Annotated in this window: 15 protein-coding genes and 1 riboswitch; of the genes, 8 read left to right on the top strand and 7 right to left on the bottom strand. The window is 41.2% G+C overall.

The features are described from left to right. Positions 1–227: 227 nt before the first annotated feature. Positions 228–368, bottom strand: coding sequence for a hypothetical protein (locus AC6CHU_RS25400; RefSeq protein WP_159871798.1), 141 nt, complete (start codon positions 366–368; stop codon positions 228–230). A gap of 113 nt (positions 369–481) precedes the next feature. On the opposite strand from AC6CHU_RS25400, the gene AC6CHU_RS25395 reads away from it, so the two are divergent. Both AC6CHU_RS25395 and yhbH read left to right on the top strand, forming a co-directional pair. Beyond that, a complete protein-coding gene (locus AC6CHU_RS25395; protein ID WP_159871795.1) occupies positions 482–667 on the top strand; it encodes a hypothetical protein in 186 nt (61 codons plus the stop codon). 302 nt (positions 668–969) lie between these two features. Then, positions 970–2,142, top strand: a complete 1,173-nt coding sequence (yhbH, locus tag AC6CHU_RS25390; RefSeq protein WP_159871792.1) for a sporulation protein YhbH — start codon at positions 970–972, stop codon at positions 2,140–2,142. A 58-nt stretch (positions 2,143–2,200) separates the two neighbouring features. Here yhbH and AC6CHU_RS25385 read toward each other — a convergent pair whose 3' ends face one another. Continuing rightward, on the bottom strand, positions 2,201–2,809 hold the full coding sequence (locus tag AC6CHU_RS25385) for a general stress protein (RefSeq protein WP_159871789.1): 609 nt from the start codon (positions 2,807–2,809) through the stop codon (positions 2,201–2,203). A gap of 214 nt (positions 2,810–3,023) precedes the next feature. On the opposite strand from AC6CHU_RS25385, the gene AC6CHU_RS25380 reads away from it, so the two are divergent. Together AC6CHU_RS25380 and AC6CHU_RS25375 are read left to right on the top strand one after the other, a co-directional pair. Further along, entirely contained in the window at positions 3,024–3,659 is a 636-nt protein-coding gene (locus AC6CHU_RS25380; RefSeq protein WP_159871786.1) for an NUDIX hydrolase, read from the top strand. Between the two features lie 79 nt (positions 3,660–3,738). After that, positions 3,739–3,840: riboswitch (SAM riboswitch) on the top strand. A gap of 108 nt (positions 3,841–3,948) precedes the next feature. Continuing rightward, positions 3,949–5,166 (top strand): homoserine dehydrogenase, encoded by a 1,218-nt coding sequence (locus tag AC6CHU_RS25375; protein ID WP_159871783.1) that lies wholly within the window; start codon positions 3,949–3,951, stop codon positions 5,164–5,166. A gap of 60 nt (positions 5,167–5,226) precedes the next feature. Here AC6CHU_RS25375 and AC6CHU_RS25370 read toward each other — a convergent pair whose 3' ends face one another. From AC6CHU_RS25370 to AC6CHU_RS25360, 3 genes are all read right to left on the bottom strand, one after another. Then, complete coding sequence (locus AC6CHU_RS25370; RefSeq protein WP_159871780.1) at positions 5,227–5,421, bottom strand: hypothetical protein; 195 nt, start codon at positions 5,419–5,421, stop codon at positions 5,227–5,229. Between the two features lie 139 nt (positions 5,422–5,560). After that, positions 5,561–6,088 carry a CBO0543 family protein gene (locus AC6CHU_RS25365; RefSeq protein ID WP_498123109.1) on the bottom strand — a complete coding sequence of 176 codons (528 nt, stop codon included), beginning with the start codon at positions 6,086–6,088 and terminating at the stop codon, positions 5,561–5,563. A gap of 154 nt (positions 6,089–6,242) precedes the next feature. Further along, positions 6,243–6,848 (bottom strand): DNA-3-methyladenine glycosylase, encoded by a 606-nt coding sequence (locus AC6CHU_RS25360; RefSeq protein WP_159871774.1) that lies wholly within the window; start codon positions 6,846–6,848, stop codon positions 6,243–6,245. A gap of 129 nt (positions 6,849–6,977) precedes the next feature. Between AC6CHU_RS25360 and proC the strand changes: the two genes are divergently transcribed. Together proC and AC6CHU_RS25350 are read left to right on the top strand one after the other, a co-directional pair. After that, positions 6,978–7,793 carry a pyrroline-5-carboxylate reductase gene (gene proC, locus AC6CHU_RS25355; protein ID WP_251284775.1) on the top strand — a complete coding sequence of 272 codons (816 nt, stop codon included), beginning with the start codon at positions 6,978–6,980 and terminating at the stop codon, positions 7,791–7,793. Between the two features lie 198 nt (positions 7,794–7,991). Then, on the top strand, positions 7,992–9,380 hold the full coding sequence (locus AC6CHU_RS25350) for an L-cystine transporter (RefSeq protein ID WP_498123108.1): 1,389 nt from the start codon (positions 7,992–7,994) through the stop codon (positions 9,378–9,380). A gap of 38 nt (positions 9,381–9,418) precedes the next feature. Here the strand turns inward: AC6CHU_RS25350 and AC6CHU_RS25345 are convergent, their stop codons facing one another. Together AC6CHU_RS25345 and AC6CHU_RS25340 are read right to left on the bottom strand one after the other, a co-directional pair. Then, entirely contained in the window at positions 9,419–9,991 is a 573-nt protein-coding gene (locus tag AC6CHU_RS25345; protein WP_251284776.1) for a YitT family protein, read from the bottom strand. A gap of 127 nt (positions 9,992–10,118) precedes the next feature. Continuing rightward, entirely contained in the window at positions 10,119–11,420 is a 1,302-nt protein-coding gene (locus AC6CHU_RS25340) for an NCS2 family permease (protein ID WP_159871762.1), read from the bottom strand. Between the two features lie 277 nt (positions 11,421–11,697). On the opposite strand from AC6CHU_RS25340, the gene AC6CHU_RS25335 reads away from it, so the two are divergent. Beyond that, a complete protein-coding gene (locus tag AC6CHU_RS25335) occupies positions 11,698–13,365 on the top strand; it encodes a M20/M25/M40 family metallo-hydrolase (protein ID WP_251284777.1) in 1,668 nt (555 codons plus the stop codon). 80 nt (positions 13,366–13,445) lie between these two features. Next, entirely contained in the window at positions 13,446–14,099 is a 654-nt protein-coding gene (locus tag AC6CHU_RS25330; RefSeq protein ID WP_498123106.1) for an HAD family hydrolase, read from the top strand. Positions 14,100–14,138 lie beyond the last annotated feature (39 nt).

The following is a 14,138-nucleotide window of genomic DNA, read 5'->3' as shown; positions in this document are numbered from 1 at the left end:
GCAGGAAAGCTGCCAGGCTCCTTTTTTTGATGGTCCACAGTCATGGAAAGATGGCGAAGAATTGGGAAGGCTCGAAAAAGCCCGGCCAAAATGCAGGCAGCCGGACACCAGCATAATTCGAAGGCGCATCAGCAAAGGACTGAGAGTCTGAACCCCAAATGGCCAAAGAACCAAAATAATAGATTTCTAAAATACCCAAATAAAAAAGAGGCTTCAAAAAAGCCTCTTCATCCATTTTTCTCTATTTTTAATGCTGGTTCCTTCTTTTTGTTCTGACATTCAGGACAGATTGGCTTGTTTTCAAGAAAAACGGTCCGCTCATACAAAGATAATTCACCGCACCAGCTGCAGCAAAGGATTTCGCTCATAAAATCCCCCCTTTGTATCATCCTATTTACGTTTGGCCATATTTATTCTGCAGATTCAGTATAAAGTTTGGATAAGCACAATTTCGGGTATAAATACAGCAGAGGTGATATTCATGAAAAAGAAAGAATTAGATAAGGATTATACACCGAGAAACAGCTCAATGGCCGAAAATATTGAAGAGATGGAAAACCTGGGCAAGCAGATGGAAAATTTGCGGACCAATAAAGAATTAAAAGAGGATTATAATAAATATCCGGATCCCATTCAGAATAAGGACAAAGACAAGAACCTTCGCTAATCGCGGGGGTTTATTTTTGTTTAATTAGGAATATCCCATATTAAAAAATGGGCTTGTCCAAAAGATACTACGAACGTCTTATTGTCAAAATTATTTGTAAATTATTTTGTCTTCTCGCATATGATAGAGTAATAAACACTTATTTATATTGGCTCATTAATAACAGAATGACTGCCGGAAAATGAGTCTATGAAAAGAAGGCAGACGGCTGAATTGGGGATGTTTCATCTTTTTTGACACTCGCGATATTGTATGTTGGAAAGCTGTAATGTGTGAGATTTAATTTAAAAGGAGGGGTTAACATGACGAATGTCAATAACCATCAGTTTGTGATTTCCCAAGAAGATTGGTCCCTCCATCGCAAAGGCTATGATGACCAGCAGCGTCATCAGGATAAAGTCCAGGAAGCAATCCGCAACAATTTGCCTGATTTAATAACGGAAGAAAACATTGTAATGTCGAACGGGCGTGAAGTGGTGAAGATACCGATTCGCTCATTGGATGAATACAAAATCCGTTATAACTATGATAAAAACAAACATGTCGGCCAAGGCGATGGAGATAGCCAGATTGGAGATGTAGTGGCGCGTGACGGATCCGGCAGCCAGAAAGGACCCGGAAAGGGGCAGGGGGCAGGCGACCAGGCAGGCGAGGATTATTTTGAAGCAGAAGTTTCATTGATGGAAATTGAAGAAGCTTTATTTAAACAATTGGAATTGCCTAATTTAAAGAGAAAAGAGCAGGATGAAAATATTATTGAGGATATTGAATTTAATGATATTAGAAAGACTGGATTAATGGGTAACATTGATAAGAAGAGGACCATGATGTCTGCATTCAAGCGCAATGCAATGAAGGGAAAGGCGGCATTCCACCCGATTTATAAAGAAGATTTGAAGTTTAAAACCTGGAATGAGATAATAAAACCTGATTCTAAGGCTGTCGTACTTGCAATGATGGATACGAGCGGCTCAATGGGGATCTGGGAAAAGTATATGGCCAGAAGCTTTTTCTTCTGGATGACGCGGTTCCTGAGAACCAAATATGAAACTGTCGAAATTGAATTTATTGCTCATCATACTGAAGCAAAGGTAGTTTCAGAGGAAGATTTCTTTTCCAAAGGAGAAAGCGGAGGAACGATTTGTTCATCTGCCTACCGAAAAGCGCTTGAATTGATTGATGCTAAGTATGACCCGCGCAAATACAATATTTACCCTTTCCACTTCTCAGACGGTGATAACCTAACCTCTGATAATGCACGCTGTGTCAAGCTGGTGGAAGAACTGATGAAGGTCTCCAATATGTTTGGATACGGTGAGGTCAACCAGTATAACCGCCACTCGACCCTGATGTCCGCCTATAAAAATATTAAGAATGAAGATTTCCGATATTATATTCTTAAGCAAAAAGCAGATGTATTCCATGCGATGAAGAGCTTCTTTAAAAGGGAAGAGGATAACAAGAAATATGCGTAAGAGAGGGGAAACCTCTCTTTTTGTTTCAGCAAAAAGCCCCCTTTTCAGGGGGGTTATGCTATTTAAGCCTTTCCTTGGCAAGCTGCTCATCTCTATTTAATTCTGAGCTGATTTTTATCGCTGAATTAGTTGAAGTCTGAACACGATTATGATTCTCATTGACACAGCATGTACCTGCGGATTTATCTGCAAGTGTCTTGATATCCGATTCATGGACAGCCTCCCGGGCTGAAGCACTCTCCAAATATCCTTCAGAGTTTTCAGCATTGATCCTCTGATTGTCCTGAGGGGACCCAGGATATTGCCCATAATAGTCAGCGATTAAAACATATTTTCCATCAAAAACCATGCTTGCGTACTGATCCAGATCATGTTCATCAAACCGTGTACCATCTTTTTTATCAGGATCAATTCCGGAACTTGTGTCCGGGTCTTCCCCCATGAAAAGAGCTTTAACTGAATCAAGAAAACGCTGATTGCCCAGTTCCTGAGATCCGACTATTCGCAAGTTTACTCCGTAATTGTCTGCAAAGGCTTCAAGGTTTGCTCCATCCTTTGAGACGATCACAAGATTTTCCTTCTGATACCCATTTGACCCTGCGCCTTCAATGGCCTCTTTAAGCTCTTGCTGTGTATCGTATCCGCCTATTAATATATTCTTCTGCATATTTTTCACTCCCATTGTCATTTGATATTTTTTTATTTTCCCTGAATTGCAGGCGGGGAAACCTTCTTTTACTTTTGAAGGGCAGGGACCATTAATACAGCAGATGGGCCTTAATCTTTATATGGGACAAGCCGTATATATTAATAAAACGCAAAGAATACAGTATGATAAGGATATAAAAACTGAAATGTATTGCTGCTGGAGGTGGGCAGAAATGGAGATTGAGAAACTGGCTAAAAGGCTGAGGAACAGAACCCCCATCATTTTAGGGAGTGAGCGATATTCGAAATTCGCTATTTTGCTTCCGCTGGTTGAGATCAATAATGAGGTTCATGTCCTTTTTGAAGTGCGTTCATTAAAAATGAGAAGGCAGCCTGGGGAGGTATGTTTCCCCGGGGGAAGAATAGATCCGGAAGATAGGGATGAAGAGCATACGGCCATCCGTGAAACCTCTGAGGAACTCGGTGTGGATGAAGACAGCATCACAGATGTTTCCCCGCTTGATTACATGATTTCTTTTGGCCAGATTATTTACCCTTATGCAGGCATAATCCAAAACCCGGAGCAGATTGTGCCGAACCCTGATGAAGTAGAAGAGATCTTTACTGTCCCTCTTTCATTTTTAAAAAACGTAAAGCCGGAAACATATCACGTGAATTTTAAAGTAGAGCCGGAAGAAAATTTTCCTTTTGACTTGATTGCCGGAGGAGAAAATTACAATTGGCAGACAAGAAGAGCAGAAGAAGTATTTTATTATTTTCAGGATAAGGTCATCTGGGGGCTTACAGCCAGGATTCTTAAGCACTTTCTTGAAATCATAACGGATACCAGGGAAAGTGAAAGCGTTTGAAGAAAATAATTTATCAAAAAAAAGGTTGACGCAGTCCTTAAAAATGTTTATCATTCATATAAATTGAATACTTAGAAACTTCTTATCAAGAGAGGCGGAGGGACTGACCCTATGAAGCCTCGGCAACCAGCATTTATGCACGGTGCCAAATTCAGAGGAATACATTTTCCGAAGATAAGAAGGCGGAATGAACGGATAGTAAATTCAAACCCCTTCTTGTCTGTAATGGACGGAAGGGGTTTTTTGTTTTACGGCAGGCACGATAAATTGTATCCAGGGGGAATGAGAGATGTCAGTGATAACGATTGGGCTATTGGGGTTTGGAACAGTTGGAAAAGGAGTATATGAAACGATCAGCAAACATCAGGGAAGGCTACAGGCGGTATTAGGGAAAGAAGTGAAGGTCGCAGCCATCCTTGTTAAAAATGTGAATAAGCATACTTTGCCTGATGATGAGGTGCTTTTAACAGATGACTTTCAAGATATCATTGAGCTTCCAAAGCTTGATGTCGTAATTGATGCCATTGTTGGCAGGGAACCGGGCTATACATATTTACGCCAGGCAATATCGAGAGGATGCCATGTCATTACAGCCAATAAGGAAATGTTTGCATTTCATGGAAGTGAGCTTTCGAGGCTTGCAAAAGAAAAGAATGTATCACTGGGATTTGAAGCAACTGTCGGCGGCGGAATTCCCATCATTCAGACCATCAAACAGCTGCTGAATGCCAACCGGATAGAACGAATTGAAGGAATATTAAATGGCACATCCAATTTCATTTTGACAAGTATGAGGGAGGAGAATTTATCATTTGAAGAAGCACTGAGAATAGCTCAGGAAAAAGGTTATGCAGAAGCCGATCCCAAAAATGATATCGAAGGATATGACGCCTTTTACAAAGCAGTTGTTCTAAGCGAGCTGGTATTTGGGAAAGCGCCGGCACAGGAATACTCTGTCAGAGAAGGTATTACTGATATTACGATTGAGCAAATTACTTTGGCTGATTCGCTGGGCCTGAAGTTCAAGCATGTAGCATCCATTCAGAAGGAAAAAGATTCTATCCGCTGTACAGTAAAGCCGGTCCTGACAGGAGAAGCACATCCTTTGTACAGAGTAGAAGGCGTGCAAAATGCCGTTTCCATCGATGCAGATATTGTCGGAAATATCAGCCTGCAGGGGCCAGGAGCAGGCATGTTCCCAACGGCAAGTGCAATTATTGAAGATTTAATTCATGCAGGAAAAGCCGATTTTCCTTCAGCATTTGAGGAAGCAGTATCGGAAGAGAACGTTGTTGAACAGCAGATCTGGGTTGTATTTGGTAATGCTGAGCAAACAGAGCTGCCAGAGGGAATTGAAATCATCAGCAAAGTGTCAAAAGAGGCTGTGATTGTTAAGGCATCTGCAGAAGCTGTGTCATTATTAGACAGATCTGATTGGAAGGCATATCAAGTGCTTGGAGATTATGCACATGATGCGGTGAAGCATAAGCAGGTTCAGCCGGTCTAAAAAACAGAAGGGGCAGCTTACGAGCTGCCCCTTCTGAAGTATAATTTGAGATGGTGGATACTAAGCCTGCTGTTTATTCAATAATGGATTATTTAATCCTGAATACAGGTCTTTAACATGAACTGTTACTATCTTAGCGCCAATCTGGACATGGACCATATTATCAAAAACGGCTGTTACCAGGCCGTTTAATGAAACATTTGCACCAATATTGAGATCTTTGCCGGGAGATTTAACATTTTTCTTGTTTGCCATCCGTAACACCATCCCATTCCAATTTATTGAAACTTATACATAGAATATTGCCTTTTTATAGTAAAATAAACGCTTTAATCAAAAATGTCCAGTAAAATTGCTTGTTTTTTTATCGACAAATTGTATTGAAATTAGACACTTATCTAAAAACTGTTGATGGTACATCGAACTGTCTCCATAGGAAGATGAAGAAAAGAATGGACAGCCCCCATGCTGCAGCTGGCCGCTTGAAATGCACCCAGAGGATAATAAACATAACAGCATTGAAAAGAATCGACCATTTTAAATTCCATCCATTATCATACTTTATCAATTTTAATTTGATGTCAACAATCTCATTAACCGTATAGAGAAGGACCCAGCCAGAGATATAGAGCAGTTTTTTAATAAGGTTGCCTGCAGGGAATCTATACAAATAGATTAAAATGGTGGCAGGATACTTTACAGCGATAATGGATAAACTGACATGGGTGTTTGTAAGATTCGCTTTCTCATCGATTCCCTGCGGGTCATAAGTCCACATCGGGTAGATATCTGAGAGCAGATATAAATATAAAAAGTCCCCTAATATGAAAAAAAGCATGGTGGGGTAATATATTTTCCAATTTCTCCAGTCACCCCACTTCCATAGAGCGAATATCCACAAAAAAGCATAAAGAGCATTCATTCCATTCACCTCTTCTCTGAATGTACATTTATTCCTATTATTTCCAGTCCGTGGAGAAACAATGTAATCCTTTGGTCATCAGGGTATACGGCTAAGACAAATTAAAAAAGCCGGAAAACCTCATGTGTCTGAAAAGGTTTTCCGGCAGTTGCTGTTATTTTCTGTTCCGTGAAACATAGGGACTTTCAGCACTCCAGAATCTCCAGGGATAATCCCGTGCTTCTCCGGAGTTATCAATCCCGATTCGCGGTCCCTGTTTGATTTCTCCGGGAGGGATTCCTTTAGCAATCATTAGAGGAGGGCTGGTAAAATGTCGTCCATAATCATCTATTGTAATACCGAGAGCTTTAGTTAATTTACCAGGTCCGTTGGTGAGATTTCTCAGGTCTTCCATCTTGCGTCTTTGCTTCATTAACTCAAGTCCGTCGACAGGTTCAACCCCTCTGATCAAAACAGCCTCCGGTTTTTCCTTTGGACCGCTCACCACATTAACGAGGCAATGGGTATGCATCACATAAGTATAGACAAAACCGGGTTCATTGAACATGACTTCTGTCCTTTTGGTTCGCCTGTTCCCAAAACTGTGTGCTGCTCTGTCCTCCGGGCCCATATAAGCTTCTGTCTCAACAATATAGCCCGAGGCAATTCCTTCTTCCGTTTCTTTGATCAATAAGCAGCCCAGAAGTGCTTCAGCCAGCAGAAGGGTCGGCTTTTGGTAAAAGCTTTCTGGAAGCGGGGCATATTGTATTATTTCCTTCATAGTCAATCTCTCCATTAAGTATTATTAGTGCTGCAGCTTCGTGTCCTATGTTTTTACCCTTTGCTATTTTTTCATAACCATACCTGCAGTATAATAGCAAAAGGAATAAAGAACAGGATGTGTACATGAATGAATAAAAATATCGGATTTATCGGATGCGGAAAAATGGCTCAGGCGATAATCGGGGGTATTATAAAATCTGATCTGGTGAATGCAAGGCAGATTATTGCATCAGCGAAAACGGAGAAGACGCTTGCTGACGTTAAAAGCAGATGGGATATACAAACACGTTTATCTAATAGGGAAGCAGCGGAGGAAGCAGATATCCTGTTTCTTGCAATTAAGCCTGATGCACATGCTGAGGTTATTGAGGAAATTAAAGATAGTATTCACTCCCACGCAATTATCATAACAATTGCGGCGGGCATAAGTCTTTCCTTCCTGGAAAAGTTATTTGATAGAAAAATAAAAGCAGTCCGCTCCATGCCGAATACTCCTTCTTTAGTTGGAGAAGGCATGAGTGTTCTTGCAGCGAATGAAGCATTATCTCATGAGGAGATGAAAGATGTAATCAGGATCTTTTCTTGTTTTGGAAGAGCAGCTGTTATGGAAGAAAAGAAGATGGATGCCATTCCAGCTATCAGTGGTTCTTCTCCCGCTTATGCTTATATGTTTATTGAAGCCTTGGCAGATGGCGGCGTAAAAGCAGGACTGCCCCGTGACCAGTCTTATGAGCTTGCAGCACAGGCTATATTGGGGGCAGCGAGAATGGTGCTGGAAACAGGGATGCATCCCGCGGAATTAAAGGATGAGGTTTGTACTCCGGGAGGTGCAACAATAGAAGCTGTTGCCGAACTGGAGAGAAAAGGATTCCGTGCAGCGGTGATGAGTGCAATGGATCAATGTTTTGAAAAGACAAAGGAACTATCTCTAAAAAATAATTAAACAAAAATATACTTACAACCAACCTGGCATTATATAATACTGTCGGGTTTTTGCCGCTAATTTGCGTAAAACTGGAACATCCACATCGAAATAGCATATATAATAAGAAAATTTAAATTTTAATTCCGACTTGACTCATAGGAATACATGAATTATAGTAAGTCATTATATAATATCTTTTGGGGAGGATCTGGTCCGATGAGTACAGGACTTATAATTTTAAATATCATCATTATGCTTCTGCTTTTAGGCGTATTATTTTTCATGCAAAAGAAGCATGTTTCATTTTCAAAGCGTGTGTTTACAGCGCTTGGTTTAGGAATCCTATTTGGTTTCGCGCTTCAGCTGATATATGGATCGGGTGCTGAGGTCATTGCCAAATCTGCAGACTGGTTTAATTTAGTTGGCGGAGGTTATGTCAAGTTCCTGCAAATGATCGTCATGCCGCTTGTCTTCATTTCGATTTTAGGTGCTTTTACTAAGCTTAAATTAACGAATAATATTGGAAGAATAAGTGTGCTTATTCTCGGTCTGCTGGTAGGCACGACCGCAGTTGCGGCTGCTGTCGGAATTGCAACTGCAGTAGGTTTTGACTTGGAGGCAGTCCAAATCAGCGAAGGCGATGCTGAGGCTGCCCGTGGTCAGCAGCTTGAAGAAACATATCAGGGCATTGAAGGAAGAACCTTCCCGCAGCAAATGCTTGATTTGCTTCCGGCCAATCCGTTCCTTGATTTTACTGGTGCAAGACCAACATCTACGATCTCGGTTGTTATTTTTGCAGCCTTTTTAGGAATTGCTTTTCTAGGTGTGAGAAGAAAATCACCAGAGCAGGCTGAACTCTTTGCAAAAATTGTGGATGCTTTCTACGCGATTATCATGCGTGTGGTTACGATTATATTACGATTAACACCATACGGGGTATTGGCAATTATGACGAAAACAGTTGCCATGAGTGACTTTAACTCTATTTTAAATTTAGGTAAATTTGTAATTGCTTCTTATGTGGCACTTGCCATTATGTTCCTGATTCACCTGATTCTTTTAACATTAAGCGGATTAAATCCAATCACTTATTTGAAAAAAGCATTCCCGGTTTTGACCTTTGCCTTTACGTCAAGAACAAGTGCCGGTGCATTGCCATTGAATATTAAAACGCAAAAGTCTCTAGGTGTTCCTGAAGGAATTGCTAACTTTGCAGGATCATTCGGCCTTTCCATCGGCCAAAATGGATGTGCGGGAATTTATCCGGCAATGCTGGCTGTAATGATTGCTCCAACTGTGGGCATTAACCCTCTATCACCAGGATTTATCTTTACACTCATTCTCATTGTGGCGATCAGCTCCTTTGGTGTGGCAGGGGTCGGCGGCGGTGCGACGTTCGCAGCGATCCTGGTCTTATCAGCCCTTGACCTGCCAATTGCGCTGGCAGGCTTACTGATATCCATTGAACCGCTAATCGACATGGGACGTACAGCCCTTAATGTCAGCGGCTCCATGACTTCCGGTATCTTAACGAGCCGAATCACCGGTGAAATGGATGGAAACCTTTATAACAATATGAATGAAAAAATAGAAGCAGAAGCATAAAGAAAAATCGACAGGTGCCTGGCACCTGTCGATTTTTTTCATTTGACGCTCCTTTGAATAACTGTCAAGGATGTCATAGCACCAACAAAAGTTATGGTAATAAATGAATAAAGGAATTTTTCCATGCCGACTATTTTTAATCCGCTTAAAATGACCAGGCCATCAATTGCGAATATTAAAGCGCCAATGTTAATAGGAAGAAGCTTGGTCATCAGCTGTGCAAGAAGGTCTGTGCCCCCTGTGCTGGTTTCGTAACGGAGCATCAGGCCTATCCCAAAACCGACCAGACATCCGCCTAAAATGGCGCTGGGCAATACGGAAAGCTCAAATTGCCCCCGCAAAGCCGATAGTAAATCAATAATGAAGGATGAAATCAAAAGGCCGTGGAGGCTATAGAAGAAGTATTTCCTCTCAAAAAACCAGGCAAGTCCATATAAAGGAATGCTTAAGACAATCATGCTCAATCCAGTGGGAAGTTCATAATAATAATGGAGGATCAGCCCTATGCCGATAATGCCGCCGTCAAGTAAATGGTGGGGTACAAGGAAGCCGTTAATGCCAATGCCTAATAATAAACTTCCTATTAAAGTTACCAGTAGCTTTTCGATCATTTACCCACCTCCCTGACCTGTCCATTCTATATATATCTATAGAATATGAATGGTAAGCGATGAAATAGAAGCAGTTTAATGCAAAAAAAGCTTGTCCGGATTGGACAAGCTAATTTATAAGGTCAGTTTAGTGCGGCAGGAACGCCAGCTGATAAAAGAATAATACTGCGAATAAGTAAACAAGGGGATGAACTTCTCTCCATTTCCCTTTTACCACTTTCATAAGCGGATAAGCAATAAATCCTAGGGCGATTCCTGTTGCAATGCTGGATGTAAGAGGCATGCTTAAGATAATCAGGAATGCAGGAAATGCTTCATCCAGTTCATTCCATTTAATGTGAGAAATACTGCCCATCATCAGGCTTCCAACGATAATCAGTGCAGGTGCAGTAATGGCAGCAAGACCTGATACCGCACTGACAAGAGGCCCGAAGAAAGCTGACAGCAGGAACAAACCTGCAACAGTCAAGGTTGTTAATCCTGTTCTTCCTCCCACTGACACACCAGTAGAAGATTCGATATATGCAGAAGTCGGACTTGTACCAAACATAGCACCTACAGAAGTAGCGATGGAATCAGACAAAAGGGCCTCACGTGCTCTCGGCATCGTTTTGCCTTTCATTAATCCGGCCTGCTGGGCAACGCCGATCATCGTTCCAGTCGTATCAAAAATCGTTACAAGCAGGAAGGAGAAAACAACAGCGTATAAACTGTGCTGCATCACATCACCAATTGCTTCAAATGGATTTAAAATGATGATTCCATCGGGAAGCGAAGGCAGTGAAACAAACCCCTGGTCAAAAGAAAGCTGTCCTGTAAAGAAGGCTATAAGGGCAGTGATAATCATGCCGAAAAATAAAGCCCCATTTATCCCAAGCGTCATAAGAATTAAAGTTACTGCAAGGCCGACAAGGGCAAGAATAGATTGAGGAGAATGCAGGTCTCCCAGTGCAACAAGATTTGTTGGATGGCTTGTAATCAGCCCGGTTAACCGCAAGCCGATAAAGGCAATAAATAAACCGATTCCCGCAGTAATTCCGTGCTTTAAGTTATCCGGTATTGCTATGATCAGCTTTTCCCGGAAAGGGGTAAGTGACAATATAATGAAGATAATACCGGCAATAAATACAGCCGAGAATGCGGTCATGTAATCAATATTTCCATGAGTGCCGACAACAGAGTAGGCAAAATAGGCGTTCAGGCCCATTCCCGGGGCGATGGCAATTGGATAATTGGCGAATAGCGCCATCCATAGAGTACCTATGACAGTCGCAATTATGGTTGCGGAAAAGACTTGCTCAAAAGGTACACCTGCATCAGATAAAATAACAGGGTTTACCACCACAATATAAACCATAGTTAAGAACGTTGTGATGCCTGCCAAGACCTCGGTCTTAACGTTTGTTTGATTTTCTTTTAATTTGAACATAAAAAGTCCCCCATAAACTATAACTTCTTTCAGGTTATATGTGTTAATGATAAATACGAACATTTAAAAAGCACAAATAATATAATATTCGTTTTTGATATAAATTTCAAGACCTTACTGTTATTATTCTTTATCTTATCTGTTTCATCCTAATACACAGAAAAAAGCAGCACTATTTCTTTTGCGAGATTTCCTTTCCGCAATATAAAAATGTGTTGATTATCAATAGAGTATGCTTATACACTAGTGTCAAACGATAACGAAATGGGGTTGGCCTATGTATGCAAATCTTAAAACAATGAACCTGAGTCAGCAGGCCGAATATTTAACAAAGGCCCTTGTGCAGATGGAGAGCTATAACCATTCAGATGGAGAGGGGCATAAAGCTGACTATCTAAAGGAAGTAATTTGTTCGTATCCATCTTTTAAGGCTAATAATCATTTAGTATGGACCCAGGCAATCCCCGGAGATGAACTGGGCAGAAAGAATGTTTTCGCCTTACTCAAGGGTAAGGAGACCAAAAAGACCATTATATATCTGGCCCATCTGGACACGGTTGGAACAGAGGATTTTGGTCCGATTCAGGACATGGCCCATGATCCCGATAAGCTTAAGGCGTTTTTTGAACAATATGATTCTGATCCGGAACTGAAGGAAGATGCCCAGTCCAATGAGTGGCTTTTTGGAAGAGGGGCATTGGATATGCAGAGCGGCATTGCTGTCCACCTGGCCAATCTCCTGTTTTTCTCGGAAAATCCCGGTGAATTGGATGGAAATTTGCTTGTTATGTTCAATGCTGATGAGGAGGGGGAGCATAAAGGAAGCAGAGCAGCACTTTCCGAACTGCTGAGACTGAAAGAAGAAATGGGCTTGGAGTATATGGCTGCCATTAATAATGACTTTATCTCACCATTATATGATGGAGATAACACTAAGTATATCTATACGGGTACAGCTGGCAAAATATTGCCGTGTTTCTCCATTTTCGGAAGGGAGACTCACGCAGGTGAAAGTCTTGCGGGAATTGACCCTACATTAATTGCTGCGGAGCTGACTGCGCGTATCAGTCAGAATTTTCAGCTGACTGAAAAGCTGGAAGGAGAACTGGTGCTTCCACCCAGCTGTTTATATATGCGGGATGATAAAAAACGCTATGACGTTCAGACAGCAGTAGGATGCAGGGTTTATTTCAATTACTTTTTCTATGAGAAGCCTCTGAAGCAGCTTTCAAAAGAACTGAGAATGATTGCAGAAGATGCGGCCATTGCTGTAGAACACCGCCTGAAAGGGGCATATAAGGATTTTCGGACTGTTAATAAGCTGCCGGAAAGACAGCTGGACTGGGGAACAGAAGTGACGGCTTTAGATGACTTTCTTGTCTACCTTGAAGAAAAGGGCATCGATACAGTGAGTGTGATGGAAGAAGCAAAAAATAAAAGCTCCCATATTGAAACAGATGCCAGAATGATTGCTTTTGATATTGTAGAAGCTCTCCACCAATCAGACCCTGAGAAGAAACCAAGAGTGATTTTATTTTATGGTACCCCATTTCTTCCTGCCAACACGATTGATGTGGCTGCAGAAAGAGGCAAGTATTTGAAAAAATGTCTGGAAGAAGTGCTTGCTGAGGAGACAAAGAATACAGGCGAGACATTCAAAGTCCGCAAATATTTCCCTTACTTATCGGACGGAAGCTTTTTATCTTTTGACGGCTCTGACGAGGATATCCAATCTCTTAAAAAAAATTTTCCTGCCTTGAAAAGCCTTTTTCCCATTCCATTAAAGGCGATGAGAGACTTAAATATACCTGTAATTAACCTTGGAGTCTATGGGAAGGCTGGACACAAATGGACAGAACGTGTTTATAAACCATATACTTTTGAAATTTTGCCTGAGGTTATTCGAAAGCTTACAAAAAGAATACTTGAAAAGCCGAGAAATTAAGTTACGCGCCTAGGGGCAGAAGTAACTTTACCAGGAAAATAGCGTCTAATGTAAGGAGAGAATTCGGAGGAGGTGACAAAATGATAAAGGCTGTAATATTTGATTTTGATGGGACGATTGTAGACACAGAATCTTTATGGTATAAGGTCTTTAAACAAATCCTGATGGAAGATTACAAATTTGACCTTGGGCTGGAGGATTTTGCGAAGGGTATTGGCACAACAGATGATATTCTTTTTGATTATATAGATGATAAGTTAGGTCTAAAGGTTAATCGCAAATCTTTACAGGAAAAAACGGAAAGAGCATTCCAGAGCCAAAGGGATATTTTAATTTTGAGAGATGGGATTCAGGAGCTGATAGGCAAATGCAGTGAAAAAGGCCTTAAACTTGGAGTTGCATCCTCCTCAGGCAGAGAGTGGGTTAAGCATTATTTAAAACATTTTGGAATAGAGGATCATTTTCAAACGGTCAAAACAAAAGAGGATGTAGAAAAGGTAAAGCCCAATCCGGCTCTTTACATAAAGGCACTTGAAGAAATGGGCGTTGAACCGGAAGAAAGTCTGGCGATCGAAGATTCTGTAAATGGATCAATTGCTGCTGTCCGGGCAGGAATGCACTGTGCAGCTGTTCCTAATGATGTGACGCATTTTCTTTCCTTTCATGAAAAGGTTATGCGGTACAGGGCTTTTTCTGAAATACCGATTGATGAACTGATAATGAGGCAAAGCTGAATATAAAAAAGGAGCAGACTTAGTCTGCTCCTTTTAATC

It is taken from the genome of Cytobacillus sp. GQ23 (genome assembly GCF_059758675.1).
The sequence above is the reverse complement of the archived record's forward strand: the minus strand, read 5'-3'. Positions and strand labels throughout refer to the sequence as shown.

What these genes read in the sequence shown, in the direction of transcription:
- AC6CHU_RS25340 (WP_159871762.1), bottom strand. Translation starts at nt 11,420, where the DNA reads ATGTTCAAATTAAAAGAAAATCAAACAAACGTTAAGACCGAGGTCTTG.
- AC6CHU_RS25385 (WP_159871789.1), bottom strand. Translation starts at nt 2,809, where the DNA reads ATGCAGAAGAATATATTAATAGGCGGATACGATACACAGCAAGAGCTT.
- AC6CHU_RS25380 (WP_159871786.1), top strand. Translation starts at nt 3,024, where the DNA reads ATGGAGATTGAGAAACTGGCTAAAAGGCTGAGGAACAGAACCCCCATC.
- AC6CHU_RS25335 (WP_251284777.1), top strand. Translation starts at nt 11,698, where the DNA reads ATGTATGCAAATCTTAAAACAATGAACCTGAGTCAGCAGGCCGAATAT.
- AC6CHU_RS25360 (WP_159871774.1), bottom strand. Translation starts at nt 6,848, where the DNA reads ATGAAGGAAATAATACAATATGCCCCGCTTCCAGAAAGCTTTTACCAA.
- AC6CHU_RS25345 (WP_251284776.1), bottom strand. Translation starts at nt 9,991, where the DNA reads ATGATCGAAAAGCTACTGGTAACTTTAATAGGAAGTTTATTATTAGGC.
- AC6CHU_RS25370 (WP_159871780.1), bottom strand. Translation starts at nt 5,421, where the DNA reads ATGGCAAACAAGAAAAATGTTAAATCTCCCGGCAAAGATCTCAATATT.
- AC6CHU_RS25395 (WP_159871795.1), top strand. Translation starts at nt 482, where the DNA reads ATGAAAAAGAAAGAATTAGATAAGGATTATACACCGAGAAACAGCTCA.
- AC6CHU_RS25400 (WP_159871798.1), bottom strand. Translation starts at nt 368, where the DNA reads ATGAGCGAAATCCTTTGCTGCAGCTGGTGCGGTGAATTATCTTTGTAT.
- AC6CHU_RS25330 (WP_498123106.1), top strand. Translation starts at nt 13,446, where the DNA reads ATGATAAAGGCTGTAATATTTGATTTTGATGGGACGATTGTAGACACA.
- yhbH (WP_159871792.1), top strand. Translation starts at nt 970, where the DNA reads ATGACGAATGTCAATAACCATCAGTTTGTGATTTCCCAAGAAGATTGG.
- proC (WP_251284775.1), top strand. Translation starts at nt 6,978, where the DNA reads ATGAATAAAAATATCGGATTTATCGGATGCGGAAAAATGGCTCAGGCG.
- AC6CHU_RS25350 (WP_498123108.1), top strand. Translation starts at nt 7,992, where the DNA reads ATGAGTACAGGACTTATAATTTTAAATATCATCATTATGCTTCTGCTT.
- AC6CHU_RS25365 (WP_498123109.1), bottom strand. Translation starts at nt 6,088, where the DNA reads ATGAATGCTCTTTATGCTTTTTTGTGGATATTCGCTCTATGGAAGTGG.
- AC6CHU_RS25375 (WP_159871783.1), top strand. Translation starts at nt 3,949, where the DNA reads ATGTCAGTGATAACGATTGGGCTATTGGGGTTTGGAACAGTTGGAAAA.